The following is a 25,675-nucleotide window of genomic DNA, read 5'->3' as shown; positions in this document are numbered from 1 at the left end:
CCATGCTGACGAGCCGCACCGCCCGGTGGGTCGCCGGCACGACGCTCCTGTGCGTCGCCCTGCTCGGCCTGAGCTGGCTGCTCCTGGTGTCGCCGCAGCGCACCGAGGCCGCCGAGCTGCGCGACCAGAACGCCTCGACGCAGAGCCAGAACGACCTGCTCGAGGTGAAGATCGCCCAGCTCCGCGCGCAGTTCGCCAAGCTCCCCGAGAACCAGGCCGAGCTCGCCTCGATCCTCGCGCAGATGCCGCCGGACGCCGGGATGCCGCGGCTCGTCCGCGACCTCGACACGATGTCCGAGAGCACCGGGGTGACCCTCTCGAGCGTCACGCCCGGCCCGGGCCAGACCCTGACGACCGGGACCACGGTGCCGGGCGCGGCCGCGGCGGCGCCTGCCGCCACCGCCGCAGCCACCGCCGCCGCCGGGACGACCCCCGTCGACGGGTCGACGGTCGTCGCCATCCCGGTCACCATCGCCGTCGACGGCGACTACTTCCAGACCGTGGCGTTCCTCAAGCAGCTCCAGACCCAGATGCCGAGGGCCTTCCTCGTGACGGCCGTCCAGATGTCCGCCGGCAGCGCCGGCGGCGCGGACGCCTCGGCGACCGGCGGGAACGTCGCCGTGACGATCACCGGCAAGGTCTTCGCCCTGCCGGGGATGAGCGCCGACGTCCTCACGACGGGCACCGGCACCACCGCCGGCACCGCCGGGAGCCCGATGTCCACGGCAACCCCCGGCACGACCCCCGGCACGACCCCCGCAGCCGCTCCGACGGCCTCCGCCCCCGCGGCGACGGCCACCCCGGCGCCGACCGCCACCGCCACGCAGGAGGTCTCGTGAGCCAGGAGCCGCAGTTCGGGTCCCTCTTCGGTGCCCCGGCGGGGTCGCCGTCGGCGCCGGTGCCCCCGGTCCCGCCCGGCACGGCCGAGGTGGTCCAGAGCGGCCCGTCGCCCGCCCGTCCCGCGGCCACCGCCTGGTACCGCCGGCGCGAGGCCGTCGTCGCGGGCGCCGGACTCGGGGTCGCGGTCGTCCTCGGCGCGGTCGCCTTCGTCGTCCTCGGCGGCGGCGGTGACGACCTCACGACGACCGGGGCCACGGTGGCCCGGTCGACGCGCAGCGCGACGGCGACCGGGACGGCGGTCCCGACGACCGGCGCGGTCCGCCCCGCCAACCGCAACCCGTTCTCCGGCAAGGCAGCGGCCGCCGGCACCGGCTCGGCCGGGACGACGGCGGCCGCCACGACGACGACCCCCGCCGCGGTGACGACGGTCGTCAAGACGGTCAGCTCGGTCGTCACGACGACGAAGACGTCGACGCGGACGACGACGACCACGCGGACGAAGACCGCGACGGCCACCGTCACCGCGACCCCGACGTACGTCTACCTGCTCTCGCTGACCGGCGCCGCGGGTGACGCGGTCTTCGTCGTCAACGGCGAGGAGCAGGCGGCGGCCTCCCCGAACGACACCGTCGTGACGAACCTGGAGTACACCGGGACCTCGAGCGCCACCTGCGCGAAGGTGTCCTGGAAGGCCGGCGCGGCCCAGACGATCTGCGTCGGGGCGGGGACCCGCGTCGACGACTGACCCGGCGGGCGTGGGAGGATCGGCCCCATGCTTCGCTGGCTCACGGCGGGGGAGTCCCACGGCCCCGCACTCGTCGGCGTCCTCGAAGGTCTGCCCGCCGGGGTGCGGGTGACCAGCGACGACGTCCAGGCTGCCCTCGAGCGCCGACGCCTCGGCCACGGCCGCGGCGCGCGCATGAAGTTCGAGCAGGACGCCGTCCGGTTCCTCGGCGGGCTGCGGCACGGCCTGACCCAGGGCGGCCCGGTCGCCGTCGAGGTCGGGAACACCGAGTGGCCCAAGTGGGAGACGGTCATGTCGGCCGACCCGGTGCCGCAGGACGTCCTCGAGGCGCAGGCCCGCAACGCCCCGCTGACCCGGCCGCGGCCGGGGCACGCCGACCTCGTCGGCATGCAGAAGTACGGCTTCGACGACGCGCGCCCGGTCCTCGAGCGGGCCAGCGCCCGCGAGACCGCGGCCCGGGTCGCGCTCGGCGCGGTGGCGTCGGCGTTCCTCGAGCAGGCCGCCGGGGTCCGGCTCGTCAGCCACACCGTGGGGATCGGCCCGGTCGAGGTGCCCGAGGGCAGCGACCTGCCCGGTCCCGACGACGTCAAGGCGCTCGACGCCGACCCGGTGCGCTGCCACGACGCCGCGACGAGCGCCGCGATGGTCGCCGAGATCGACGCCTGCCGCAAGGACGGCGACACCGTCGGCGGGATCGTCGAGGTCGTCGCCTACGGGCTGCCGCCGGGCCTGGGCAGCCACGTCCACTGGGACCGCCGGCTCGACGCCCGCCTCGCCGGGGCCCTCATGGGCGTGCAGGCGATCAAGGGGGTCGAGGTCGGCGACGGCTTCACGACGGCCCGCCGCCGCGGGTCCGCGGCGCACGACGAGATCGAGCGGGTGGACGGCGTCATCCGGCGCCGGACCGGGCGTGCCGGCGGCACCGAGGGCGGCATGAGCACCGGTGACGTGCTGCGCGTGCGCGCCGCGATGAAGCCGATCTCGACGGTCCCGCGGGCGCTCGACACCGTCGACGTCGCGACCGGCGAGGCCGCCGTCGCGATCAACCAGCGCTCCGACGTCTGCGCGGTCCCGGCCGCCGGGGTCGTCGCCGAGGCGATGGTCGCCCTCGTGCTCGCCGACGCCGTCCTGGAGAAGTTCGGCGGCGACAGCGTCACCGAGACCGCGCGCAACGTCCGCTCCTACCTCGACGCGCTGCCGGACCTGCTCCGCAGCGAGGGCTCGTGAGCGGCGGCGCCCCGGACGACGCCGCAGCGGTGCGCCCCGCCGTCGTGCTCGTCGGCCCGATGGGTTCGGGCAAGTCGACGGTGGGCCGGCTCGTCGCCGCCCGGCTCGGGCTCGCCCTGCGGGACACCGACTCCGACGTCGAGACGGTCGCCGGCAAGTCGGTCTCCGACGTCTTCGTCGACGACGGCGAGCCGGTGTTCCGGGACCTGGAGCGCGCCGCCGTGGCGACCGCGCTGCGCGAGCACCCCGGTGTGCTGGCGCTCGGCGGCGGCGCCGTCATGGACCCGCTCACCGAGGACGCGCTGCGCGGCCACACCGTCGTCTTCCTCGACGTCCAGGTCACCGACGCGGCCCGCCGGATCGGCCTCAACCGGGACCGGCCGCTGCTGCTCGGCAACCCGCGCGCGCAGTGGCTGCGGATCATGGAAGGGCGCCGTCCGGTCTACGAGCGGGTCGCGACCGCCGTCGTCGCCACCGACGGGCGCAGCCCCGAGGAGGTCGCGGCCGCAGTCCTCGACGCGCTCGGTCTCACGGCGGACGCGTGACCAGCGCCACCCGGCTGCGCGTCGGCCCCGGTGCCGGGGGCGACCCGGCCGGCCCGAACGCCTACGACGTCGTCGTCGGGCACGACCTCCTCGGCGCGCTGCCGGGCCTGCTCGCGGGCGCCCAGCGGGTGCTCGTCGTCCACCCCGCGGGCCTGCGCGCCCGCGGCGAGGCGGTCCGGGCGGACCTGCTGGCGGCCGGCTACGAGGCCTACGTCACCGAGGTCCCGGACGGCGAGGGCGCCAAGACCGCCGCCGTCCTCGCCGACTGCTGGGGCGTGCTCGGGCGGGCCGGCTTCACCCGGACCGACGCGGTCGTCGGCGTCGGCGGGGGAGCGGTGACCGACCTCGCGGGCTTCGTCGCGTCGACGTGGCTGCGCGGGGTGCGGGTCGTCCAGGTCCCGACGACGCTGCTCGCGATGGTCGACGCCGCCGTCGGCGGCAAGACCGGCATCAACACCGCCGAGGGCAAGAACCTGGTCGGCGCCTTCCACCCGCCGGCCGGGGTGCTCTGCGACCTGTCGGCGCTGTCGACGCTGCCGCCGGAGGACCTCGCCGCCGGCCTCGCCGAGGTCGTCAAGACCGGTTTCATCGCCGACCCGCGGATCCTCGACCTCGTCGAGGCCGACCGGGTCGCGGCGACCTCCTGGGACTCCCCGGTGCTGCGCGAGCTCGTCGAGCGCAGCGTCGCCGTCAAGGCCCGCGTCGTCACCGAGGACCTCAAGGAGTCCCACCTGCGGGAGATCCTCAACTACGGCCACACCTTCGGCCACGCCGTCGAGCAGGTCGAGGGGTACACCTGGCGGCACGGCGCGGCGGTGAGCCTGGGCATGGTGTTCGCCGCGGAGCTCGGGCGGCTCGCAGGGAGCACCCCGCCGGCCCTCGTCGACCGGCACCGCGAGGTGCTCGGCACCCTGGGGCTGCCGCTGACCTACCCGGCGGGCCGCTGGGAGACCCTCCTCGACGTCATGCGCCGGGACAAGAAGACCCGCGGCGACCTGCTGCGCTTCGTCGTCCTCGAGGACGTCGGCCGGCCGGTGCGGCTCGAGGGCCCCGACCCGGACCTGCTCGTCGGGGCCTACGCCGCCGTCAGCGCGTAGCCGGCACCTCGACCCGCCCGGCGGCGGCCGGCGGCCGCGGGACCTCGGCGAACGGCGACCGGGCGAACCAGCCGGGCAGCGCCCGCCGGACGCCGGACGGCGCCTCGACGCTCACCGTGCCGGCCCGCACGAGGGCGGGCCACGACAGGTCGCCGTTCCACCACCGCGTGACGCCGTGCAGCGACCCGGTGACGGACGCCGCGACCGGGTGCCCGGGGTCGGCGTCGCAGACGTCCACATCGTCCGGGCTGATGACGAGCCACCAGTCCCGGTCGACGACGCCGGGGTCGGTGAACCGGAACCGGACGACGGTCCGGCGCGACGGGACGGCCGCCAGGTCGACGTTGCGGTGCATGTCCCACAGCAGCAGCTTCGGGTCGAGGTCGGCGTCGCCGATCTCGCCGATCCAGCGGGTGCCCCAGGCGCCGAGCGCCTCGACGACGGGGCGCAGCTCGCGGCCGGCCTCGGTGAGCACGTAGCGGACGTCGGCGCCGTCCTCGACCCGGCGGACGAGGCCCGCCCGGGTGAGCTGCTGCAGCCGCCGGGACAGCAGCGTCGGCGACATCCGCGGCAGCCCGCGCCGCAGGTCGTTGAACCGCTCGCTGCCGGTCACGAGCTCGCGGACGAGCAGCATCGTCCAGCGCTCGTCGAGGAGCTCCATCGCCTTCGCCACCGGGCAGAACTGGTGATACGGGGCACCCATCGCCCAACGGTACCGATCGCGGTACAGATCGTGTATGCGGTACAGATCGTGTACTAGGAGCGGCACCGCCGGCTTCGTACGTTGGCAGACATGTCGACCAAGACCACGCAGCAGAGCACCTACCACGTCGGCGACGACGCCGACCGGGCCCTCAAGGCCCGCCACGCGACGATGTGGGCCCTCGGGGACTTCCCCTCGGTCGCCCACCGCGTCATCCCGCACCTCGGCGCCGACCTCGTCGAGGCGGCCGGCGTCCGCGCCGGGCAGCACGTCCTCGACGTCGGCGCCGGCGCCGGCAACGCGGCGATCCCGGCCGCCGTCCGCGGCGCGACCGTCGTCGCGTCCGACATCGCCCCCGTCCTGCTCGACGCCGGCCGGGCGGAGGCGCAGGCCTTCGGCGACGACGTCGCGGCCCGCCTCGACTGGCAGGTCGCCGACGCCGAGGCGCTGCCGCACGGCGACGGCGAGTTCGACGTCGTCCTGTCGAGCGTCGGCGTCATGTTCGCCCCTCACCACCCGGACGCCGCCGCCGAGCTGCTCCGGGTCACCCGGCCCGGCGGCACGATCGCCCTCGCGAACTGGACGCCGCAGGGCTTCGTCGGCCGGCTCTTCGCCACCATGAAGCCGTTCGCGGCCCCGCCGCCGCCCGGCGCGCAGCCGCCGCCGCTGTGGGGGGACGAGGACCACGTGCGGTCCCTCCTCGGGGCGGGGACGACCGCGCTCCACCTCGAGCGCCGTCAGGTGCTCGTGGAGGGCTTCACCTCGGGTGCGCAGTGGCGCGACCTGTTCAAGGCCGCCTACGGGCCCACGGTGGCCGCCTACGCGGCCCTGGCGGACCGGCCGGACGACGTCGCGGCCCTGGACGCCGCCCTGGCGGCCCTCGGGGACGACGCCCTCGCCGACGGGGTCATGGAGTGGGAGTACCTGCTCGTCGTGGCGGAACGGGGCCGTTAGGCTCGGCGGCCGTGAGCAGCCCGCGCGTCCTCGTCCTCAACGGCCCCAACCTCGGCCGGCTCGGCACCCGGGAGCCGGAGGTCTACGGCCACGAGACGATCGAGGACCTCGCGGCCCGCTGCCGGGCCGTGGCCGACGAGCTGGGCCTGGTCGCCGACGTCCGGCAGACCGACGACGAGGCCACGCTCGTCGGCTGGCTGCACGAGGCCGTCGACACCCGCTCCCACGTCGTGCTCAACCCGGCGGCGTTCACGCACTACAGCTACGCCGTCCGCGACGCGTGCGCGCAGGTCACGAGCGCCGGCCTGACGCTCGTCGAGGTGCACCTGTCGAACCCCGCGACGCGCGAGACGTTCCGTCACACGAGCGTCGTCGCGGGGGTCTCGACGGGCACCGTCGCCGGGTTCGGCCTCGGCTCGTACGACCTCGCGCTGCGCGCCGTCGCCGCGCGCGCCCGGTAGGATCTGACGGTCCGCCAGACCCCTGGCACAGACCCTTGACACCTCCGACGGGTGCACGCGTGCCCGCGACACCGATGAAGGCAGAACCGTGGCCACCACCAACGACCTGAAGAACGGCCTCGTGCTCAACCTCGACGGCAACCTCTGGGCCGTCGTCGAGTTCCAGCACGTCAAGCCCGGCAAGGGCGGCGCGTTCGTCCGCACGAAGCTCAAGAACGTCCTGTCCGGCAAGGTCGTCGACAAGACGTTCAACGCGGGCACGAAGGTCGACACCGCCACCGTCGACAAGCGCGACATGCAGTACCTGTACAAGGACGGCACCGACTACGTCTTCATGGACACCAACACGTTCGACCAGCTGCTCGTGCCGGAGGTCACCGTCGGGGACGCCGCGCACTTCCTCCTGGAGAACATGGAGGCGATGGTCGCGACCCACGACGGGATCCCGCTCTACGTCGAGATGCCGACGTCGGTCGTCCTCGAGATCACCTACACCGAGCCGGGCCTGCAGGGCGACCGCTCGACGGGCGGCACGAAGCCGGCGACCGTCGAGACCGGCTACGAGATCCAGGTGCCGCTCTTCCTCGAGACGGGCACGAAGGTCAAGGTCGACACCCGCGACGGCAGCTACCTCGGCCGGGTGAACTGAGCCCTTGGGCGCCCGGAGCAAGGCCCGCAAGCGGGCCCTCGACATCCTCTTCGAGGCCGACCAGCGCGGGCTGGCGGCCCTCGACGTGCTGCGCGAGCGGCGCGAGGCCGCCGAGCCCCCGGTGGGGGACTACTCGGCGCAGATCGTCGAGGGCGTGGTCGCCGAGCGGGAGCGGATCGACGAGCTGCTCTCCACGTACTCGCACGGCTGGACGCTCGAACGGATGCCCGGCGTCGACCGCTGCGTGCTGCGGATCGGCGCCTGGGAGCTGCTCTACAACGACGACGTGCCGGACGCCGTCGCCATCGACGAGGCCGTCGAGCTCGCCCGGTCGCTGTCGACCGACGAGTCACCGTCGTTCGTCAACGGCCTGCTCGGCCGGCTGCTCACCGTGGCGGGACGCCCCGCCTGACACCGGTGAGACCCGGCACCGCACCATCGACCGGACGATCGTCGGGACAAGCTGACGGCCCGGACCGCACCCGCGCAGACGGGGCGTCCGGGCCGTTCCGCTGCTGTCAGTCCTCGGCGGCGACGGCGCGTCGCGCGTCGGCGTTGAGGACGCCCCACGCGATGAGTTGCTCGGCGAGGACGGCCGGCGGCACGTCGTAGATCACGGCGAGCGTGCGGAGGTCGTCCGTGCGGATGGAGAGCACCTTGCCGTTGTAGTCGCCGCGCTGGCCCTGGATCGTCGCGGCGTACCGCGCGAGGGGACCGGCCTTCTCGGCGGGAACGGACTGGAGACGCTCGAGGTCGAGGACCAGCTTCGGCGGCGGCTCGCTGCTGCCCGTCGGGGCAGCGTCGGGCAGGAGCGCCTGCACCGGCACACCGTAGAAGTCGGCGAGTTCGGCGAGCCGCTGGACGGTCACGGCGCGGTCACCTCGCTCGTAGGAGCCGACGACGACCGCCTTCCAGCGGCCCTCGGACTTCTCCTCGACACCGTGCAAGGACAGACCCTGCTGGGTGCGGATCGCGCGGAGTCGGGCGCCAAGTGCCCGGGCGTAGTCGGAGGCCATGCGCTGATGGTCACGGAGAGTTACGTTTCTCGTCAAGCAGGATCGCCGAACTCGTCGTGATCTCCACCCGAACGGCGTAGATTTTCTTCAGTTTTGCCCCGATATGTCGCCCACCGAATGGTGGACACCACCCGACCACTCTTGACCGGTCGCGGCGCGGCGTGGCGCGGAGGCGGGGTCACGCTACGGGCCCGCGGGCCCCCTGCTAGCCTCGACGGTGCAGGACGCCGGACGATCTCGGGGCAACCCGCGGACCCCCGCCCGACCTGCGACGACCGCCCCCTTTAACGACCCGTCCCGAGAGGCGGGGAAGGAGGTCGGCTGCGTGACCGCGCGCCGCACCGTGCTCGAAGCTGCTGAGATCCGCCGGGCGCTGACCCGGATCGCCCACGAGGTCCTCGAACGCAACAAGGGCGCCGACGACCTCGTCCTCCTCGGGATCCCGACACGAGGGGTGACCCTCGCGACGCGGCTCGGCCGCCGGCTCACCGAGATCGAGGGCCGCCCCGTCCCCGTCGGCTCGCTCGACGCGACGATGTACCGCGACGACCTGCGCCGCCAGCCGGTCCGGACGATCGCCCCGACCGAGCTGCCCGACGGCGGCATCGACGACAAGGTCGTCGTGCTCGTCGACGACGTGCTCTTCTCCGGGCGGACCATCCGGGCCGCGCTGGACGCGCTGTCCGACCTCGGGCGGCCGCGCGCCGTCCGGCTCGCGGTCCTCGTCGACCGCGGCCATCGCGAGCTGCCGATCCGGGCCGACCACGTCGGCAAGAACCTCCCGACGTCGCTGTCCGAGCGCGTCCGGGTCGCGCTCGAGGAGGTCGACGGCACGGACGAGGTGCGGATCGAGTCGGACGCCGCGGAGGTGTCCGCGTGAGGCACCTGCTGTCGGCCGCCGACCTCGACCGGGCGCAGGCCGTGACCGTCCTCGACGTCGCCGAGCAGATGGCCGCCACCCAGCGCCGCGAGATCAAGAAGCTCCCCACGCTGCGCGGACGGACCGTCGTCAACCTCTTCTTCGAGGACTCCACCCGGACCCGGATCTCCTTCGAGGCCGCGGCGAAACGGCTCTCGGCGGACGTCATCAACTTCTCCGCCAAGGGGTCGAGCGTCTCCAAGGGCGAGTCGCTCAAGGACACCGCGCTCACCCTCGAGGCGATGGGTGCGGACGCCGTCGTCGTCCGGCACCCGGCGTCCGGCGCACCGCACCGGCTCGCCCACGCCGGCTGGACCCGGGGCGCCGTCGTCAACGCCGGGGACGGCACCCACGAGCACCCGACGCAGGCGCTGCTCGACGCGTTCACGATGCGGCGCCACCTCGTCGAGAACGCGACCGGCGCCGATCTCGCCGGCCGCCGGGTCGCCCTCGTCGGGGACGTCCTGCACAGCCGGGTCGCGCGCTCGAACGTGCTGCTGCTCAACACCCTCGGCGCGCACGTCGTCCTCGTCGCGCCGCCGACCCTGCTGCCGGTCGGGGTCGAGGGCTGGCCGTGCGAGGTCTCGTACGACCTCGACGCGACGCTCGCGGGCGGCCACGGCGACCTCGACGCCGTGATGATGCTGCGGGTCCAGGCCGAGCGGATGAACGCGTCGTACTTCCCGAGCGTGCGCGAGTACTCGCGGCGCTACGGGCTCGACGCCCGCCGGGTCGGGCTGCTGCCGGAGCACACGGTCGTCATGCACCCCGGGCCGATGAACCGCGGCCTGGAGATCTCGGCGGACGCCGCGGACTCGCCGCGCTCGACGATCGTCGAGCAGGTGACGAACGGCGTCGCCGTCCGGATGGCCGTCCTCTACCTGCTCCTCGCCGGGGCGCGCGACCTCGCGCCCGCCGGCCCGCCCGCCGACGAAGTCGCTCTCACCGAAGGGGTCCTCCCGTGACCACCACGACGGCCGGCACGACCTGGCTGGTCCGGCGCTCGCGCGTCCTCGGCGGCCAGCCGACCGACGTCCTCGTCGAGAACGGCGTCGTCGCCGAGATCGGCCCGGGGCTTTCCGCGGCCGGCGCCAGCGTCCTCGACGCCGACGGCCTCGTCCTCCTGCCGGGGCTCGTCGACCTGCACACCCACCTGCGCGAGCCGGGCCGGGAGGACGCCGAGACCGTCGAGACCGGCTCCCAGGCGGCCGCACGGGGCGGCTTCACCGCGGTCCACGCGATGGCCAACACCGACCCCGTCGCGGACACCGCGGGCGTCGTCGAGCAGGTCTGGCGGCTCGGCCGCCGCTCCGGCTGGGTCGACGTCCGCCCGGTCGGCGCCGTGACGGTGGGCCTGGCGGGGGAGCGGCTCGCCGAGCTCGGTGCGATGGCCGACTCCGCGGCCGGCGTCCGGGTCTTCTCGGACGACGGGAAGTGCGTCAGCGACGCCGTCCTCATGCGCCGGGCCCTGGAGTACGTCAAGGCGTTCGACGGCGTCGTCGCCCAGCACGCGCAGGAGCCGCGGCTCACCGACGGCGCGCAGATGCACGAGGGCGCGGTCTCCGCCGTCCTCGGGCTGCGCGGCTGGCCGGCGGTCGCCGAGGAGGCGATCATCGCCCGCGACGTCCTGCTCGCCGGGCACGTCGGCTCCCGCCTGCACGTGTGCCACCTGTCGACGGCCGGCTCCGTCGAGATCGTCCGCTGGGCCAAGGGCCGCGGCATCGACGTCACCGCCGAGGTCACCCCGCACCACCTGCTCCTCACCGACGAGGAGGTCCGCAGCTACGACCCGGTCTTCAAGGTGAACCCGCCGCTGCGCACCGCCGAGGACGTCATGGCGCTGCGCGAGGCCCTGGCCGACGGCACGATCGACATCGTCGCCACCGACCACGCCCCGCACCCGGTCGAGGACAAGGACTGCGAGTGGGCCGCGGCCGCGATGGGGATGACCGGGCTGGAGACGGCGCTGTCCGTCGTCCAGCACACGATGGTCGAGACCGGGCTCCTCGACTGGGCGGGCGTCGCGCAGCGGATGTCGGCCGCCCCGGCACGGATCGGCCGGCTCGCCGACCAGGGCCGCCCGCTCGTCGTCGGCGAGCCCGCCCACCTCACGCTCGTCGACCCGGCGGCCCGCTGGACCGTCGAGCCGCACACGATGGCGACGATGGGCCGCAACTCGCCGTTCCGCGGCCGTGAGCTGCCCGGCCAGGTCGTCGCGACCTTCTACGCCGGGCACCCGACCGTCCTGGACGGCAAGCTCGCCGGGCCGCGCCCGGGCACGACCCCCGGGAGGGACGCATGACCGCGACGACGACCGGCGCGACGACGGGCCCCGACCCGGCGGTGCTCGTCCTCGAGGACGGCCGCACCTGGCGCGGGCAGGCGTACGGGGCCGTCGGCTCGACGGTCGGGGAGGCGGTCTTCTCGACCGGCATGACCGGCTACCAGGAGACCCTCACCGACCCGTCGTACCACCGGCAGGTCGTCGTCATGACGGCGCCGCACATCGGCAACACCGGCGTCAACGACGAGGACGGCGAGTCCCGGCGGATCTGGGTCGCGGGGTACGTCGTCCGCGACCCCGCCCGGCGCGCGTCCAGCTGGCGCTCGCGCCGCGAGCTCGTCGACGAGCTGGCCGCCCAGGGCGTCGTCGGGATCAGCGGGGTCGACACCCGCGCGATCACCCGGCACCTGCGCGAGCGCGGCGCGATGCGGGTCGGCGTGTTCTCCGGCGCGGCCGCGCTGCGGTCGGACGACGTGCTGCTCGCCGAGGTCCGCGGCGCCCCGCAGATGGCCGGCGCCGACCTCGCCGGCGAGGTCTCGACGGACGCCGCCTACGTCGTCCCGGCGATCGGGGAGAAGCGCTTCACGGTCGCCGCGGTCGACCTCGGCATCAAGTCGATGACCCCGCACCGGATGGCGCAGCGCGGCATGGAGGTGCACGTCCTGCCGGCGACCGCGACGCTCGCGGACATCCTCGCGACCGGCGCCGACGGGGTGTTCTTCTCCAACGGCCCCGGCGACCCGGGCGCCGCGACGCACCCCGTCGAGCTGCTCCGCGAGGTGCTCGACCGGCGGATCCCGTTCTTCGGCATCTGCTTCGGCAACCAGATCCTCGGCCGGGCGCTCGGCTTCGGCACGTACAAGCTCGGCTACGGCCACCGCGGCATCAACCAGCCGGTCATGGACCGCACGACCGGCAAGGTCGAGGTCACGGCGCACAACCACGGCTTCGCCGTCGACGCGCCCGTCGACGGGCCCGCCGACACGCCCTACGGGCGCGCCGAGGTGAGCCACGTGTGCCTCAACGACGGCGTCGTCGAGGGTCTGCGCTGCCTCGACGTGCCGGCGTTCTCCGTGCAGTACCACCCGGAGGCGGCCGCCGGCCCGCACGACGCCGCGTACCTGTTCGACCGGTTCGCCGACCTCATGGCGGACCAGACCGGGAAGAAGGCCTGATGCCCCGCCGCACGGACCTCAAGAGCGTCCTCGTCATCGGCTCCGGCCCGATCGTCATCGGCCAGGCCTGCGAGTTCGACTACTCCGGCACCCAGGCGTGCCGGGTGCTGCGCGAGGAGGGGCTGCGCGTCGTCCTCGTGAACTCCAACCCGGCGACGATCATGACCGACCCGGAGTTCGCCGACGCGACGTACGTCGAGCCGATCACCCCCGAGGTGGTCGAGGCGATCATCGCCAAGGAGCGGCCCGACGCGCTGCTCGCGACCCTCGGCGGCCAGACGGCGCTCAACGCCGCGATGTCGCTGCACGCCGCGGGCGTCCTGGAGAAGTACGGCGTCGAGCTCATCGGGGCCAACGTCGCCGCGATCGAGGCCGGCGAGGACCGCCAGCAGTTCAAGGGCGTCGTCGACCGGGTGGCCGAGAAGTACGGCCTCGACGCGTCGACGGCCCGCTCGTCGATCTGCCACACGATGGACGAGTGCCTCGCGGTGACCGCCGAGCTGGGCTACCCGGTCGTCGTCCGGCCCTCGTTCACCATGGGCGGCCTCGGCTCCGGGATCGCCTACGACGAGGCCGACCTGCGCCGGATCGCCGGGGCCGGGCTGCAGTACTCGCCGACGACCGAGGTCCTCCTCGAGGAGTCGATCATCGGCTGGAAGGAGTACGAGCTCGAGCTCATGCGCGACCGCAACGACAACGTCGTGGTCGTCTGCTCGATCGAGAACCTCGACCCGATGGGCGTGCACACCGGCGACTCGATCACCGTCGCGCCGGCCCTGACCCTCACCGACCGGGAGTACCAGCGGCTGCGGGACATCGGCATCGCCGTCATCCGCGAGGTCGGCGTCGACACCGGCGGCTGCAACATCCAGTTCGCCGTGGACCCGGCGGACGGCCGCGTCGTCGTCATCGAGATGAACCCGCGGGTCTCGCGCTCGTCGGCGCTGGCGTCCAAGGCGACGGGGTTCCCGATCGCGAAGATCGCGGCGCGGCTGGCCGTCGGGTACACGCTCGACGAGATCCCCAACGACATCACCCGCAAGACGCCGGCGTCCTTCGAGCCGACGCTCGACTACGTCGTCGTCAAGATCCCGCGGTTCGCGTTCGAGAAGTTCCCCGCGGCCGACACGACCCTCACGACGACGATGAAGAGCGTCGGCGAGGCGATGGCGATCGGGCGCTGCTTCACCGAGGCGCTGCAGAAGGCGCTGCGGTCGCTGGAGAAGCGCGGGGCGTCCTTCCACTGGACCGGGCCGACCCCGACGGCGGCCGACGTCGATGCCCTCGTCGAGGCCGCGCGGCGGCCGACGGACGAGCGGCTGCTCCAGGTGCAGCAGGCGATCCGCGGCGGAGCGAGCATCGAGCGGCTGCACGCGGCGACCGGCATCGACCCGTGGTTCCTCGACCAGATGCTCCTCATCGACGAGGTCGCGACGAAGGTCGCGGGCGCGCCGGCGCTGACCCCCGAGCTGCTCCGGGAGGCCAAGCGGCACGGCTTCTCCGACGTCCAGATCGGCGAGCTCCGCTCGATGCCCGAGGACGTCGTCCGCGGTGTCCGGCACGCGCTCGGCGTCCGGCCGGTCTTCAAGACCGTCGACACGTGCGCCGCCGAGTTCGCCGCGACGACCCCGTACCACTACTCGTCGTACGACGAGGAGGACGAGGTCACCGCCTCGGGGCGGCGCAAGGTGATCATCCTCGGCTCCGGCCCGAACCGGATCGGCCAGGGCGTCGAGTTCGACTACTCGTGCGTCCACGCCTCGTTCGCGCTGCGCGACGCCGGGTTCGAGACCGTCATGGTCAACTGCAACCCCGAGACCGTCTCGACGGACTACGACACGAGCGACCGGCTCTACTTCGAGCCGCTCACCCTCGAGGACGTCCTCGAGGTCGTGCACGCCGAGCAGGGCTCGGGCGAGCTCGTCGGCGTCATCGTCCAGCTCGGCGGGCAGACCCCGCTCGGGCTGGCGGCCCGGCTCAAGGCCGCGGGCGTCCCGATCGTCGGCACGAGCCCGGAGGCGATCCACCTCGCCGAGGAGCGCGGTGCGTTCGGCCGGGTGCTCGCGCAGGCCGGGCTGCCGGCGCCGAAGCACGGGATGGCGAGCAGCTTCCTCGAGGCCAAGGAGATCGCCGACGAGATCGGCTACCCGGTGCTCGTGCGGCCCTCGTACGTCCTCGGCGGGCGCGGCATGGAGATCGTCTACGACGAGGAGATGCTCGGCGACTACATCGGCCGGGCCACCCAGGTCAGCCCCGAGCACCCGGTGCTCGTCGACCGGTTCCTCGACAACGGCATCGAGATCGACGTCGACGCGCTCTACGACGGCACCGAGATGTACCTCGGCGGGATCATGGAGCACATCGAGGAGGCCGGCATCCACTCCGGCGACTCGGCGTGCGTCCTGCCGCCGGTGACCCTCGGCGACAAGGACGTCGAGCGGGTCCGCCGCAGCACCGAGGCGATCGCGAAGGGCGTCGGCGTCCGCGGGCTGCTCAACGTCCAGTTCGCCCTCGCCGGCGGCGTCCTCTACGTCCTCGAGGCGAACCCACGGGCGAGCCGGACGGCGCCGTTCGTCTCCAAGGCGACCGCCGTCCCGCTCGCGAAGGCGGCGGCCCGGATCATGCTCGGTGCCACCGTCGCCGACCTGCGGGCCGAGGGGATGCTCCCGGCGACCGGGGACGGTGCGACCCTGCCCGACGACGCGCCGGTCTCGGTCAAGGAGGCCGTGCTGCCGTTCAAGCGGTTCCGGACGCCGGAGGGCAAGGTCGTCGACAGCCTCCTCGGGCCGGAGATGCGCTCGACGGGCGAGGTCATGGGCATCGCGTCGGACTTCCCGCGGGCCTTCGCGAAGTCGCAGTCCGCGGCGTTCGGCGGGCTGCCGGACGCCGGCCGGGTGTTCGTCTCCGTCGCGGACACCGACAAGCGCGCCGTCGTCTTCCCGGTGAAGCGGCTCGTCGACCTCGGGTTCGAGGTCCTCGCGACCGCGGGCACCGCGACGGTCCTGCGCCGCAACGGGATCCCGAGCACCGTCGTCCGCAAGCACTCCAGCGGCCGCGGGCCGGACGGCGAGCCGACGATCGTCGACCGGATCACGGCCGGCGAGGTCGCCATGGTCGTCAACACCCCCGAGGGCCCGGCGGCCCGGCTCGACGGCTACGAGATCCGGGCGGCGACGACGGCGGTCGACGCCCCGATCATCACGACGGTCCAGCAGCTCGCGGCGGCCGTCCAGGCCATCGAGGCCGCGCGCGACGAGCCCATCCACGTGGCCTCGCTCCAGGAGCACGCACTGCGGGTGCGGCCCGAGCTCGGGACCCGGGCGTGAGCGCGGTGACCGGGACACCGGCCGCCGAGACCCTCGGTGCCCGCGACCGCCGCCCGGACCCGGTCCAGCTGCGCTGCGCCGTCCTCGCGAACGAGCCGGCCGGTGCCTACCGGCGGCTCGTCCTCGACGCGGGGGAGGCCGCCCGGCGGGCGCTGCCGGGCCAGTTCGCCGCGCTCGCGGTGGGGGAGCCGCCGACGGCGATGCTGCTGCGGCGCGCCGTGTCGATCCACGCCGCGACCCCGGGCGACCGCCGGTTCGACGGCGCGGACACCCTGGAGATCGTCGTCGCCGCGCACGGCCCGGGCACCGAGTGGGTGACCCGCCGCCGCGCCGGTGACGTGCTCGACGTCGTCGCGCCGCTCGGCCGGCCGTTCCCGGCCCCGGAGGTCGGGGCGCCGACGGTGCTCGTCGGCGGCGGCTACGGCTCGGCGCCGCTGGTCTGGCTCGCCCGGGACCTGCGCGACGCCGGGCACCGGGTCGACGTCGTCCTCGGCGCCGCCTCGCGGGACAAGCTCTTCGGCCTCGAGGAGGCCGCGGCCGTCGTCGGCCCCGACCTCGTCCACGTGACGACGGACGACGGGTCGGCCGGGCTGCGGGGCCGGGTCACCGACGCGCTCGCGCCGCTCGCCCGGGACGGGGTCGTCGTCTACGCGTGCGGCCCGATGGCGATGCTCCGGGCCGTCCACGAGGTCGCGTCCGGTGCCGGCGGCACCTCGTGGCTCGCGGTGGAGGAGTCGATGGCCTGCGGCATCGGCGTGTGCATGACGTGCGTGCTGCCCGTGCGCGGCGAGGACGGCGTGACCCGGATGACGCGCTCGTGCGTCGAGGGCCCGACGTTCGACGGCGACCGGGTCCGCTGGGACGCGATCACCATCGGCCCGGGCGGCGCGACGAGCGCCGTCCCGGCGGACTGCCTCGGTGCGCCGGTGGCGTCCGGGAAGGGGCACTGATGACGACCACCGCCGCCAGCACCGCCGGCACCAACGGCACGGCCGTCGGCTTCGACGCGCGGACGTCGATCGGGGCGCTGGAGCTCAAGAACCCGGTGCTCACGGCGTCCGGCTGCGCCGCCGCCGGCCGCGAGCTCGGCCGGCTCTACGACGTCGCGGCGCTCGGCGCCGTCGTCACGAAGTCGATCCTGCGCGACGCCCGCTCCGGCCGGCCGACCCCGCGGATGGCCGAGACGCCGTCCGGGATGCTCAACTCGATCGGCCTGCAGGGCCCCGGCATCGACGCGTTCCTCGCCCACGACCTGCCGTGGCTGCGCGACCACGGCGCGACCGCCGTCGTCTCGATCGCGGGCAACGATGCCGCGGAGTTCGCCGAGCTCGCCGGCCGGCTCGTCGACGAGCCGGGTGTCGGCGCCATCGAGGTGAACATCTCCTGCCCGAACGTCGCGAACCGCGGGCTCGTCTTCGCGTGCGACCCCGGGTCGTCGGCCGAGGTGGTCTCCGGGGTCGTCGACGTCGTCGGCGGCCGGGTGCCGGTGCTCGCCAAGCTCTCCCCGGACGTCACCGACATCGTCGCGATCGCCCGGGCCTGCCTCGACCACGGCGCCGACGGCCTCGCGATGGTCAACACGACGCTCGGCATGGTCGTCGACACCGACACGATGCGGCCGGTCCTCGCCGGGGTCACCGGGGGGCTGTCCGGCCCCGCGATCCGGCCGGTCGCCGTCCGCTGCGTCTGGCAGGTGCACGCCGCGATGCGGCGGGGCGACCTGCGGCCGGCACCCGTCGTCGGCATCGGCGGCATCCTCACCGGGCTCGACGCGCTCCAGTTCGTCCTCGCCGGGGCGAGCGCCGTCCAGGTCGGCACCTCGACCTTCCACGACCCGTCGGCGCCGCTGCGCGTCGGCGCCGAGCTCGCGCAGGCGCTCGCCGCGCGCGGGTTCGCCGGCGTGGCCGACGCCGTCGGCCACGCGCACACCGTCCTGGCCCGGGAGGGCGCCCGATGAGCACCTCGACGACCAGGTCCCCGTTCGGCACCCGGCTGCACGCGGCCATGGCGTCCCGCGGGCCGCTGTGCGTGGGGATCGACCCGCACCCCGGGCTGCTCGCCGAGTGGGGGCTGGCGGACGACGTCGCCGGGCTGGAGCGGTTCTCGCTCACCGTCGTCGAGGCGCTCGCCGACCGGGTCGCCGTCCTCAAGCCGCAGGCGGCCTTCTTCGAGCGGCACGGCTCGCGCGGGGTCGCCGTCCTCGAGCGGGTCCTCGCCGAAGCCGCGCAGGCCGGCGCGCTGACGATCGCCGACGCCAAGCGCGGCGACATCGGCTCGACGATGGCCGCCTACGCCGACGCCTTCGTCGGCGAGGGCTCCCCGCTCGCCGCGGACGCCGTGACCGCCTCGCCGTACCTCGGCGTCGGCTCGCTCGCGCCGCTGCTCGAGCTCGCGGCGAAGACCGGCCGGGGCGTCTTCGTGCTCGCGCTGACGTCCAACCCGGAAGGGCCGCAGGTGCAGCACGCGCGGGTCGCGGACGGCCGCACCGTCGCGCAGGCGGTCCTCGACGACCTGCGGGCGCTCAACGCGCCCGAGCTCGCCGCCGGTGCCCCGCTGGGCAGCGTCGGCGCCGTCGTCGGCGCGACGATCGGCGGCTCGGGGCAGGTGCACGACCTGGCGGTCGGCGGCCCGCTGCTGGCGCCGGGGATCGGCGCCCAGGGCGCCACCGCGGACGACCTGCGGACCGTCTTCGGCGCGGCGCTGCCCGCCGTGCTGCCGAGCTCGAGCCGCGAGGTGCTCCGCGGCGGGCCGGACGTCGCCGGGCTGCGGGCCGCCGCCGAGCGCACGCTGGACCAGGTCGGGGCGGTGCTCGCGGGCGCCTGACAGCCTGCGAACGGTCACATCCGAAACGTTGCGTAGTCCAACCATTACGCACCGTAGGTTGGTGTCGTGCCGACCTACCGAGGGCCCGACGGCGCCGCGCTGCACCACGAGCGCCGCGGCGGCGGCCGGCCGACCGACCCGCCCGTCGTCGTCCTCGCCGGCGGCGCCGGGCGGCACCCGGACTACCTCGGCGACCTGGCGGGCCTCACCGACCGCGCGGACCTCGTCGTCCCGCACCTGCGCGGCGTGGGGGAGTCCCCGGCCCCGGCCGACCCCGACCTGGGGTCGTACTGGCGCCAGGCGGACGACCTGGAGGCCCTGCGTGCCGCGCTGGGGGCCGAACGGCTCGTCCTGGTCGCCCACTCCGCGGGGACCCGGCTCGCGGTCTCCTACGCGGCGCAGCACGCCGGGCGCCTCGCCGGGATGGTGCTCGTGTGCCCGCCGACCGGCTACCTCGTCGACGAGCCCGGTGACGCGGCGGTGCTCGCCGCGGCGCGGGCGGGGGAGCCCGCCTTCGACGCCGCGTGGGCGGCCCTGCACGACGGGCCGGACACGACCGACGACGCGGCGTTCAACGCCTGGGAGCGCCGCACGGCGCCGGCGGCCTGGGCCACCTGGGACGACACCGCACGCGCGCACACCCTCGTCGGGCCGTGGAGCCTCGCCGCGGCGCAGGCCTGGTTCGCCACGCTGCCGCCTGCCGACCTCGCCGCACAGCTCTGGGACGTCCGGGCGCCGGTGCTCGTCGTCGGCGGCGACCGGGACTGCCTCACGGGCGTCGCGCCCGTCGCCGCCCTCGCGGACCTCTTCCCCGACCGGACGTCGGTCACCCTCCCCGGCTGCGGGCACCACCCGTGGGTCGAGGCGCCGGCGGCCTTCCGGGCCGCCGTCGACCCGTTCCTCGACGCGCTGACCGTCCGCGCTTCGGACTCGGGGCGGGCCGCGTTGCTCCGGAACGGGCCGAGTGGGTAGGTTCGCTGCGCTGGTCGTGCCCCCTGCCGACCGGTGGCGACGGACCTTTCCTGGCGACGGGCCCAACGGCTGCCAGACGATCGACCGAGGTGACGTGAGTGGCACTTCCTCCCCTGTCCGACGAGCAGCGTGCGGCAGCCCTCCAGAAGGCGGCCGAGGCCCGGCGTGCGCGTGCCGAGGTGAAGAACCGCCTCAAGTACTCCCAGGGCTCCCTCGGTGACGTGATCCGTGAGGGCCAGCAGGACGAGATCGTCGGCAAGATGAAGGTCTCGGCCCTCCTCGAGGCGCTCCCGGGCGTCGGCAAGGTGCGGGCGCGCCAGATCATGGAGGAGATCGGCATCTCCGAGTCCCGCCGCGTGCGCGGCCTCGGCTCCAACCAGGTCGCGGCGCTCATCGAGCGCTTCAGCCGCTGACGCCGACGTCGTGACCGAGGGGGGAACCACGGCGCGACGGCTCACCGTCCTGGCAGGTCCGACGGCGGTGGGCAAGGGCACCGTGTCCGCGGACATCCGGCAGCGCTACCCGGAGGTGTGGCTGTCGGTGTCCGCGACGACGCGGGCCCGGCGACCCGGTGAGGTGGACGGCGTCCACTACCACTTCGTGACGCCCGAGCGCTTCGACGAGATGGTCGCGGGCGGTGAGCTCCTCGAGTGGGCCGTCGTCCACGGTGTGAACCGGTACGGCACGCCGCGCGCGGCCGTCGAGGAGGCGCTGCGGCAGGGCCGGCCCGCCCTGCTGGAGATCGACCTCCAGGGGGCGCGGCAGGTCAAGGAGACGATGCCCGAGGCGTTCTTCGTCTTCCTCGCGCCGCCGTCGTGGGACGAGCTGGTCCGCCGGCTCGTGGGCCGCGGCACCGAGGGCGAGGAGGAGCGGGAGCGCCGGCTGAGCACGGCGCGCGTCGAGCTGGCGGCCGAGCCGGAGTTCGACAAGACGATCGTCAACGACGATGTCAACCGGGCGACGGACGAACTCGTACAATGCATGGGGCTGATCCCTCACCCGCTGGCCGACAGGTCGGTCTGAGGCAGTCCAGGGCCGACCGGCCCGCCCGACGAATACCAGCTCCTGAGGAGACGCGTGTCCGGCATCACCGCGACGCCCGAAGGCATCACCAACCCCCCGATCGACGACCTGCTCAAGGTCGCCGACTCGAAGTACGCCCTGGTCATCTACGCGTCGAAGCGCGCGCGGCAGATCAACGCGTACTACTCCCAGCTCGGCGAGGGCCTGCTGGAGTACGTCGGCCCGCTCGTGGAGACGCACGTCCAGGAGAAGCCGCTGTCGGTCGCCATGCGCGAGATCAACGAGGGCCTGCTCGTCGCCGAGCCCACCGAGGGCTGACGGCTCCGCCGAGCCGGCCCCGATCGCTGCCACGACGCTGAGCGACACCATCCCGACGGACGACGCGCGGCCGCGCGTCGTCCTCGGCGTGTCCGGGGGGATCGCCGCCTACAAGGCGTGCACGCTGCTGCGGATCCTCACCGAGACCGGGCACGACGTCCGCGTCGTCCCGACGCGGGCCGCGCTGGAGTTCGTCGGCGCGCCGACCTGGGCGGCCCTGTCCGGGCACCCGGTGAGCGCGTCGACGTGGGACGACGTCCACGAGGTGCCGCACGTGCGGCTCGGCCAGCGCGCCGACCTCGTCGTCGTCGCACCGGCCACGGCGGACCTGCTCGCCCGGGCGGCGCACGGCCTGGCCGACGACCTCCTCACGAACGTCCTGCTCACCGCGCGCTGCCCGGTCCTGCTCGCCCCGGCGATGCACACCGAGATGTGGCAGCACCCGGCGACCCAGGCCAACGTCGCCCTGCTGCGCTCGCGCGGCGTCGTCGTCCTCGACCCGGCGAGCGGGCGGCTCACCGGGGCCGACACCGGCCCGGGGCGGCTGCCCGAGCCGGAGGCGATCGCGGCGGCCGCCGTCCGGCTGCTCGCGCGCGGCGGCGCGGACGTCGGCGACCTCGCCGGCCTGCGCGTCGTCGTCTCGGCCGGCGGCACCCGGGAGCCGCTGGACCCGGTGCGCTACCTCGGCAACCGCTCCTCGGGCAAGCAGGGGTTCGCCCTGGCGGGGGCGGCCGCGGCGCGCGGCGCGCACGTGCGACTGGTCGCCGCGAACACGGTGCTGCCGCTGCCCGGCGGCGTCGAGGTGACGGCGGTCGGGACGGCGCTCGAGCTGCGGACGGCGATGCTCGCCGCGGCCGGTGACGCGGACGTCGTCGTCATGGCGGCGGCGGTCGCCGACTTCCGGCCGGCGCAGGTCGCCGAGCACAAGATCAAGAAGACCGACGACCCGGACGACACGCCCGTCGTCCGGCTCGTCCGCAACCCCGACATCCTCGCCGAGCTCGTCGCCGGCCGGCGGCCCGGCCAGGTCGTCGTCGGGTTCGCCGCCGAGACCGGTGACGAGTCGGCCGACGTCCTCACGCACGCCCGCCGCAAGCTCGCCCGCAAGGGTTGCGACCTGCTCGTCGTCAACGACGTCTCCGGCGGCCAGGTCTTCGGGCAGGAGCACAACGCCGTGACGGTCCTCGACGCCGCCGGCGGCGCGGTCCCCGTGCCGCTGTCGACGAAGGAGGCCGTCGCGGACGCCGTCTGGGACGCCGTCCGGCACCGCCTCGACACCGGCGCTGCCGATGACGACGCCGCCGACGGCGACGTGGACGTCATGTGAACAGCCGCCCACGTCCCGTCGGTGCACCTGGCTACAGTTGGTGCGCCGGACCACACCGCACGCACGTCCGTCTGACAGGAGCATCGTGAGCAAGCGCCTCTTCACCTCGGAGTCGGTCACCGAGGGCCACCCGGACAAGATCTGCGACCAGATCAGCGACGGCATCCTCGACGCGCTGCTGACGCAGGACCCGAAGAGCAGGGTCGCCGTCGAGACGATGGTGACGACCGGGCTCGTGCACGTCGCCGGCGAGGTGACCACGGCGGGCTACGCCGAGATCCCCACGATCGTCCGGCAGACGATCCTCGGCATCGGGTACGACTCCTCGACGAAGGGCTTCGACGGCAGCACCTGCGGCGTCGAGGTCTCCATCGGGTCGCAGTCGCCCGACATCGCGCAGGGCGTCGACTCCGCCTACGAGGCGCGGGTCGAGGCCGGCGAGGACCCGCTCGACCTGCAGGGCGCCGGCGACCAGGGCCTCATGTTCGGCTACGCCTGCGACGACACGCCCGAGCTCATGCCGCTGCCGATCTGGCTCGCGCACCGGCTGGCGCAGCGGCTCTCCGAGGTCCGCAAGTCCGGCGAGGTCCCGTACCTGCGACCCGACGGCAAGACCCAGGTCACCATCGCGTACGACGGCGACCGCGCCGTCTCGCTCGACACCGTCGTGGTGTCGTCGCAGCACGCGGGGGACATCTCGCTGGAGAACCTGCTCCACCCCGACATCGCCGACAAGGTCGTCAAGCCCGTCCTCGACGAGGTCTCCATCGACTCCTCGAGCTACCGGCTGCTCGTCAACCCGACCGGCCGCTTCGAGATCGGCGGCCCGATGGGCGACGCCGGGCTCACCGGCCGCAAGATCATCGTCGACACGTACGGCGGCATGGCCCGCCACGGCGGCGGCGCGTTCTCCGGCAAGGACCCGTCGAAGGTCGACCGCTCCGCCGCGTACGCGATGCGCTGGGTCGCGAAGAACGTCGTCGCCGCGGGCCTCGCCCGCCGCTGCGAGGTCCAGGTCGCCTACGCGATCGGCAAGGCGCACCCGGTCGGGCTCTACGTCGAGACGTTCGGCACCGAGACGGTGCCGCTCGAGCGGATCCAGAAGGCGATCGACGCGGTCTTCGACCTGAGGCCGGCCGCGATCATCCGCGACCTCGACCTGCTGCGGCCGATCTACCAGCAGACCGCTGCCTACGGCCACTTCGGCCGCGAGCTCCCGGACCTCACGTGGGAGCGGACCGACCGGGTCCAGGCGCTGCAGTCCGCCGTCGGCTGACCGGCAGGCACCGCACCGGGTGAGCGAGGACGCCGCCGCACGGGACGACGCCCCCGCCGACCGGCCGGGTGAGCAGCTGAGCCTCATCCGGGCGGCGGTGCGGGCCCGTCCGCGGGCGAAGACGGCCCCGCCGCCGGTCGCCGCCGACCTGCCGGTCGCGCGGGTCGTCGTCGACGTGCCGCTGCCGCACCTCGACCGGGTCTTCGACTACGCCGTGCCGGAGCCGCTGTCCGCAGCGGCCCGGCCGGGCACCCGGGTGCGGGTGCGCTTCGCCGGGCAGGACGTCGACGCGTACGTCGTCGAGCGCGCCGCGACGACCGACCACACGGGGGCGCTGACTCCGCTGCGCCGGGTCGTCTCCGCCGAGCCGGTGCTCACCCCGGAGGTGCTCGCGCTGTGCCGGGCGGTGGCCGACCGGTACGCCGGGAGCCTCGTCGACGTGCTCCGCCTCGCCGTGCCGCCGCGGCACGCCGCGGCCGAGAGGGCGGCACCGGCGGCGCCGGCGGCGCCGGACGGGCCGGATGCGCAGACCGGGCCCGCGCCCGGCCCGGTCGACGAGGGCCCCTGGCAGGACTACGTCGCGGGTCCGGCGTTCGTCGCCCGGCTGGCCGCGGGCGGGTCCCCGCGCGCGGCCTGGACGGCGCTGCCGGGCCCGGCGTGGACCCGGGCCGTCGCGACGGCGGTCGCCGCCACGGCGGCGTCCGGCCGGGGCAGCCTCGTCGTCGTCCCGGACCACCGCGACGCCGACGCGGTGGAGGCTGCGCTCACCGAGGTGCTCGGGCCGGGCCGGCACACCCGGATCGGCGCCGACCTCGGCCCGGCCGCCCGCTGGACGGCGTTCCTCGCGGCGCTGCGCGGCGGCGTCCGCGTCGTCGTCGGCACCCGGGCCGCGATGTTCGCCCCGGTCGTCGACCTCGGTCTCGTCGTCCTCTGGGACGACGGCGACGACTCGCACGCCGAACCGCACGCGCCGTACCCGCACGCCCGGGAGGTGCTCGTCCTGCGCGCCGAGCAGGCCGGTGCCGGGGCGCTGCTCGGCGGGTGGTCGCGGACCACGGAGACGGCGCTGCTGCTCGCCGACGGCTGGGCGCGCCCCGTCGAGGCGGCGCGCGCCGTCGTCCGGGCGAGGTGGCCGCGGGTCGTCCTCGCCGACGAGGCGGCCCGGCCCGACGAGGCCGCGGCCCGCGCCGCCCGGATGCCCGCGCCGGCCTGGCGCGCCGTCCAGGAGGGGCTGCGCCGGGGGAGCGTCCTCGTCCAGGTGCCGCTCGTCGGGTACGTGCCGCGGGTCTCGTGCCAGACCTGCCGGCGACCGGCGCTCTGCGCGCACTGCCACGGTCCGCTGCGGCTGCCGCACGCCGCGCCCGGGCTCGTCGCGGCGGCGCCGGAGTGCACGTGGTGCGGCCGCCCCGCCGTCGCGTGGCAGTGCCCGCACTGCTCCGGCCGCGCGCTGCGGGCGAGCCGGATCGGCGTGGACCGCACCGCCGAGGAGCTCGGCCGGGCCTTCCCCGGCGCCAAGGTCGTCGTCTCCCGCCCGACCCGGACGCTGCCCGCCGTGCCGCCGTCCGGGGCGATCGTCCTCGCCACCCCGGGCATCGAGCCGGGCGCGCCCGGTGGCTACGCCGCGGCGGTGCTGCTCGACGGCGACACGCTCCTCGCCCGGCCGGACCTGCGGGCCGGCGAGGAGGCGCTGCGCCGCTGGCGGGCCGCGGCGGCACTGGTCCGTCCCGCCGGCGAGGGCGGCCTCGTCGTCGTCGTCGCGGACCCGGCGGCCGCAGCGGTCGAGGCCTTCGTCCGGGGCGACCCCGCGCACTTCGCCGCCCGCGAGCTCGAGGAGCGGGCGGGGTTGCGGCTGCCGCCGGCGGTCGCCGCGGCGACCCTCGACGGGCCGGCCGCCGCGGTGGCCTCGCTGCTCGCGGCGGCGACGCTGCCCGACGGCAGCGAGACCCTCGGCCCGGTCCCGCACGAGGCCCGGACCCGCGCGCCCGCGGCGCCGGC

The 25,675-nt window shown here is 75.0% G+C and carries 26 protein-coding genes; 24 read left to right on the top strand and 2 right to left on the bottom strand.

Annotated elements, in window-relative coordinates; translation table 11 throughout:
* Positions 1–2 precede the first annotated feature (2 nt).
* From EDJALFJO_RS26355 to aroB, 5 genes are read left to right on the top strand one after another with little or no spacing between them, the layout of a single operon-like run.
* Positions 3–839, top strand: a complete 837-nt coding sequence (locus EDJALFJO_RS26355) for a hypothetical protein (protein ID WP_088289302.1) — start codon at positions 3–5, stop codon at positions 837–839.
* Complete coding sequence (locus EDJALFJO_RS26350) at positions 836–1,585, top strand: hypothetical protein (protein ID WP_088289301.1); 750 nt, start codon at positions 836–838, stop codon at positions 1,583–1,585. The genes EDJALFJO_RS26355 and EDJALFJO_RS26350 overlap by 4 nt, the downstream gene beginning before the upstream one ends.
* A gap of 27 nt (positions 1,586–1,612) precedes the next feature.
* Positions 1,613–2,812, top strand: a complete 1,200-nt coding sequence (gene aroC, locus EDJALFJO_RS26345) for a chorismate synthase (protein ID WP_088289300.1) — start codon at positions 1,613–1,615, stop codon at positions 2,810–2,812.
* 59 nt (positions 2,813–2,871) lie between these two features.
* On the top strand, positions 2,872–3,357 hold the full coding sequence (locus tag EDJALFJO_RS26340) for a shikimate kinase (RefSeq protein WP_088289328.1): 486 nt from the start codon (positions 2,872–2,874) through the stop codon (positions 3,355–3,357).
* Positions 3,354–4,454 (top strand): 3-dehydroquinate synthase, encoded by a 1,101-nt coding sequence (gene aroB, locus EDJALFJO_RS26335; RefSeq protein ID WP_088289299.1) that lies wholly within the window; start codon positions 3,354–3,356, stop codon positions 4,452–4,454. The genes EDJALFJO_RS26340 and aroB overlap by 4 nt, the downstream gene beginning before the upstream one ends.
* Here aroB and EDJALFJO_RS26330 read toward each other — a convergent pair.
* Positions 4,444–5,157, bottom strand: coding sequence for a helix-turn-helix domain-containing protein (locus EDJALFJO_RS26330; protein ID WP_088289298.1), 714 nt, complete (start codon positions 5,155–5,157; stop codon positions 4,444–4,446). The genes aroB and EDJALFJO_RS26330 overlap by 11 nt on opposite strands.
* Before the next feature lie 90 nt (positions 5,158–5,247).
* Between EDJALFJO_RS26330 and EDJALFJO_RS26325 the strand changes: the two genes are divergently transcribed.
* The 4 genes from EDJALFJO_RS26325 (at position 5,248) to nusB (ending at position 7,633) form a co-directional block, all read left to right on the top strand.
* Complete coding sequence (locus EDJALFJO_RS26325; protein WP_198950662.1) at positions 5,248–6,111, top strand: class I SAM-dependent methyltransferase; 864 nt, start codon at positions 5,248–5,250, stop codon at positions 6,109–6,111.
* 11 nt (positions 6,112–6,122) lie between these two features.
* Positions 6,123–6,572 carry a type II 3-dehydroquinate dehydratase gene (locus tag EDJALFJO_RS26320; RefSeq protein WP_088289297.1) on the top strand — a complete coding sequence of 150 codons (450 nt, stop codon included), beginning with the start codon at positions 6,123–6,125 and terminating at the stop codon, positions 6,570–6,572.
* Positions 6,573–6,660: 88 nt separating this feature from the next.
* Positions 6,661–7,221 (top strand): elongation factor P, encoded by a 561-nt coding sequence (efp, locus tag EDJALFJO_RS26315; RefSeq protein ID WP_088289296.1) that lies wholly within the window; start codon positions 6,661–6,663, stop codon positions 7,219–7,221.
* A gap of 4 nt (positions 7,222–7,225) precedes the next feature.
* Positions 7,226–7,633 (top strand): transcription antitermination factor NusB, encoded by a 408-nt coding sequence (gene nusB / locus EDJALFJO_RS26310; RefSeq protein WP_088289295.1) that lies wholly within the window; start codon positions 7,226–7,228, stop codon positions 7,631–7,633.
* 106 nt (positions 7,634–7,739) lie between these two features.
* Here nusB and EDJALFJO_RS26305 read toward each other — a convergent pair whose 3' ends face one another.
* On the bottom strand, positions 7,740–8,237 hold the full coding sequence (locus EDJALFJO_RS26305) for a transcriptional regulator (RefSeq protein WP_088289294.1): 498 nt from the start codon (positions 8,235–8,237) through the stop codon (positions 7,740–7,742).
* A gap of 325 nt (positions 8,238–8,562) precedes the next feature.
* On the opposite strand from EDJALFJO_RS26305, the gene pyrR reads away from it, so the two are divergent.
* The 15 genes from pyrR to EDJALFJO_RS34555 all read left to right on the top strand — a co-directional run.
* Positions 8,563–9,117, top strand: coding sequence for a bifunctional pyr operon transcriptional regulator/uracil phosphoribosyltransferase PyrR (gene pyrR / locus EDJALFJO_RS26300; RefSeq protein ID WP_088289293.1), 555 nt, complete (start codon positions 8,563–8,565; stop codon positions 9,115–9,117).
* Complete coding sequence (locus EDJALFJO_RS26295; protein WP_088289292.1) at positions 9,114–10,121, top strand: aspartate carbamoyltransferase catalytic subunit; 1,008 nt, start codon at positions 9,114–9,116, stop codon at positions 10,119–10,121. The genes pyrR and EDJALFJO_RS26295 overlap by 4 nt, the downstream gene beginning before the upstream one ends.
* Entirely contained in the window at positions 10,118–11,458 is a 1,341-nt protein-coding gene (locus EDJALFJO_RS26290) for a dihydroorotase (RefSeq protein WP_088289291.1), read from the top strand. Before EDJALFJO_RS26295 ends, EDJALFJO_RS26290 begins: the two co-directional genes overlap by 4 nt.
* Positions 11,455–12,615, top strand: coding sequence for a glutamine-hydrolyzing carbamoyl-phosphate synthase small subunit (gene carA, locus EDJALFJO_RS26285; protein ID WP_088289290.1), 1,161 nt, complete (start codon positions 11,455–11,457; stop codon positions 12,613–12,615). The genes EDJALFJO_RS26290 and carA overlap by 4 nt, the downstream gene beginning before the upstream one ends.
* Entirely contained in the window at positions 12,615–15,941 is a 3,327-nt protein-coding gene (gene carB, locus EDJALFJO_RS26280; protein WP_088289289.1) for a carbamoyl-phosphate synthase large subunit, read from the top strand. Before carA ends, carB begins: the two co-directional genes overlap by 1 nt.
* Positions 15,938–16,891, top strand: coding sequence for a dihydroorotate dehydrogenase electron transfer subunit (locus EDJALFJO_RS26275; protein ID WP_198950661.1), 954 nt, complete (start codon positions 15,938–15,940; stop codon positions 16,889–16,891). Before carB ends, EDJALFJO_RS26275 begins: the two co-directional genes overlap by 4 nt.
* Entirely contained in the window at positions 16,891–17,898 is a 1,008-nt protein-coding gene (locus EDJALFJO_RS26270) for a dihydroorotate dehydrogenase (protein ID WP_088289288.1), read from the top strand. The genes EDJALFJO_RS26275 and EDJALFJO_RS26270 overlap by 1 nt, the downstream gene beginning before the upstream one ends.
* A complete protein-coding gene (gene pyrF / locus EDJALFJO_RS26265; protein ID WP_088289287.1) occupies positions 17,895–18,764 on the top strand; it encodes an orotidine-5'-phosphate decarboxylase in 870 nt (289 codons plus the stop codon). The genes EDJALFJO_RS26270 and pyrF overlap by 4 nt, the downstream gene beginning before the upstream one ends.
* A gap of 66 nt (positions 18,765–18,830) precedes the next feature.
* Positions 18,831–19,736, top strand: a complete 906-nt coding sequence (locus EDJALFJO_RS26260; protein WP_088289286.1) for an alpha/beta fold hydrolase — start codon at positions 18,831–18,833, stop codon at positions 19,734–19,736.
* A gap of 98 nt (positions 19,737–19,834) precedes the next feature.
* Complete coding sequence (gene mihF, locus EDJALFJO_RS26255) at positions 19,835–20,149, top strand: integration host factor, actinobacterial type (RefSeq protein ID WP_088289285.1); 315 nt, start codon at positions 19,835–19,837, stop codon at positions 20,147–20,149.
* Between the two features lie 10 nt (positions 20,150–20,159).
* The gene (gmk, locus tag EDJALFJO_RS26250; protein ID WP_088289284.1) at positions 20,160–20,759 is read left to right on the top strand and encodes a guanylate kinase; all 600 of its coding nucleotides are present in this window, start codon (positions 20,160–20,162) and stop codon (positions 20,757–20,759) included.
* Between the two features lie 54 nt (positions 20,760–20,813).
* Positions 20,814–21,077, top strand: coding sequence for a DNA-directed RNA polymerase subunit omega (rpoZ, locus tag EDJALFJO_RS26245; RefSeq protein ID WP_088289283.1), 264 nt, complete (start codon positions 20,814–20,816; stop codon positions 21,075–21,077).
* A gap of 22 nt (positions 21,078–21,099) precedes the next feature.
* A complete protein-coding gene (gene coaBC / locus EDJALFJO_RS26240) occupies positions 21,100–22,404 on the top strand; it encodes a bifunctional phosphopantothenoylcysteine decarboxylase/phosphopantothenate--cysteine ligase CoaBC (RefSeq protein ID WP_369812582.1) in 1,305 nt (434 codons plus the stop codon).
* Between the two features lie 85 nt (positions 22,405–22,489).
* The gene (gene metK, locus EDJALFJO_RS26235) at positions 22,490–23,680 is read left to right on the top strand and encodes a methionine adenosyltransferase (RefSeq protein WP_088289281.1); all 1,191 of its coding nucleotides are present in this window, start codon (positions 22,490–22,492) and stop codon (positions 23,678–23,680) included.
* A 19-nt stretch (positions 23,681–23,699) separates the two neighbouring features.
* Positions 23,700–25,675, top strand: a 1,976-nt coding sequence (locus tag EDJALFJO_RS34555; protein ID WP_088289280.1) for a primosome assembly protein PriA, incomplete at its 3' end; no start/stop codon positions are given.

Source organism: Kineosporia sp. A_224, from assembly GCF_002198655.1.
In the GTDB taxonomy this organism is placed as follows: Bacteria; Actinomycetota; Actinomycetes; order Actinomycetales; family Kineosporiaceae; genus R-H-3.
The sequence above is the reverse complement of the archived record's forward strand: the minus strand, read 5'-3'. Positions and strand labels throughout refer to the sequence as shown.

What these genes read in the sequence shown, in the direction of transcription:
- EDJALFJO_RS26355 (WP_088289302.1), top strand. Translation starts at nt 3, where the DNA reads ATGCTGACGAGCCGCACCGCCCGGTGGGTCGCCGGCACGACGCTCCTG.
- aroC (WP_088289300.1), top strand. Translation starts at nt 1,613, where the DNA reads ATGCTTCGCTGGCTCACGGCGGGGGAGTCCCACGGCCCCGCACTCGTC.
- EDJALFJO_RS26340 (WP_088289328.1), top strand. Translation starts at nt 2,872, where the DNA reads ATGGGTTCGGGCAAGTCGACGGTGGGCCGGCTCGTCGCCGCCCGGCTC.
- EDJALFJO_RS26330 (WP_088289298.1), bottom strand. Translation starts at nt 5,157, where the DNA reads ATGGGTGCCCCGTATCACCAGTTCTGCCCGGTGGCGAAGGCGATGGAG.
- EDJALFJO_RS26325 (WP_198950662.1), top strand. Translation starts at nt 5,248, where the DNA reads ATGTCGACCAAGACCACGCAGCAGAGCACCTACCACGTCGGCGACGAC.
- EDJALFJO_RS26305 (WP_088289294.1), bottom strand. Translation starts at nt 8,237, where the DNA reads ATGGCCTCCGACTACGCCCGGGCACTTGGCGCCCGACTCCGCGCGATC.
- carA (WP_088289290.1), top strand. Translation starts at nt 11,455, where the DNA reads ATGACCGCGACGACGACCGGCGCGACGACGGGCCCCGACCCGGCGGTG.
- carB (WP_088289289.1), top strand. Translation starts at nt 12,615, where the DNA reads ATGCCCCGCCGCACGGACCTCAAGAGCGTCCTCGTCATCGGCTCCGGC.
- EDJALFJO_RS26270 (WP_088289288.1), top strand. Translation starts at nt 16,891, where the DNA reads ATGACGACCACCGCCGCCAGCACCGCCGGCACCAACGGCACGGCCGTC.
- pyrF (WP_088289287.1), top strand. Translation starts at nt 17,895, where the DNA reads ATGAGCACCTCGACGACCAGGTCCCCGTTCGGCACCCGGCTGCACGCG.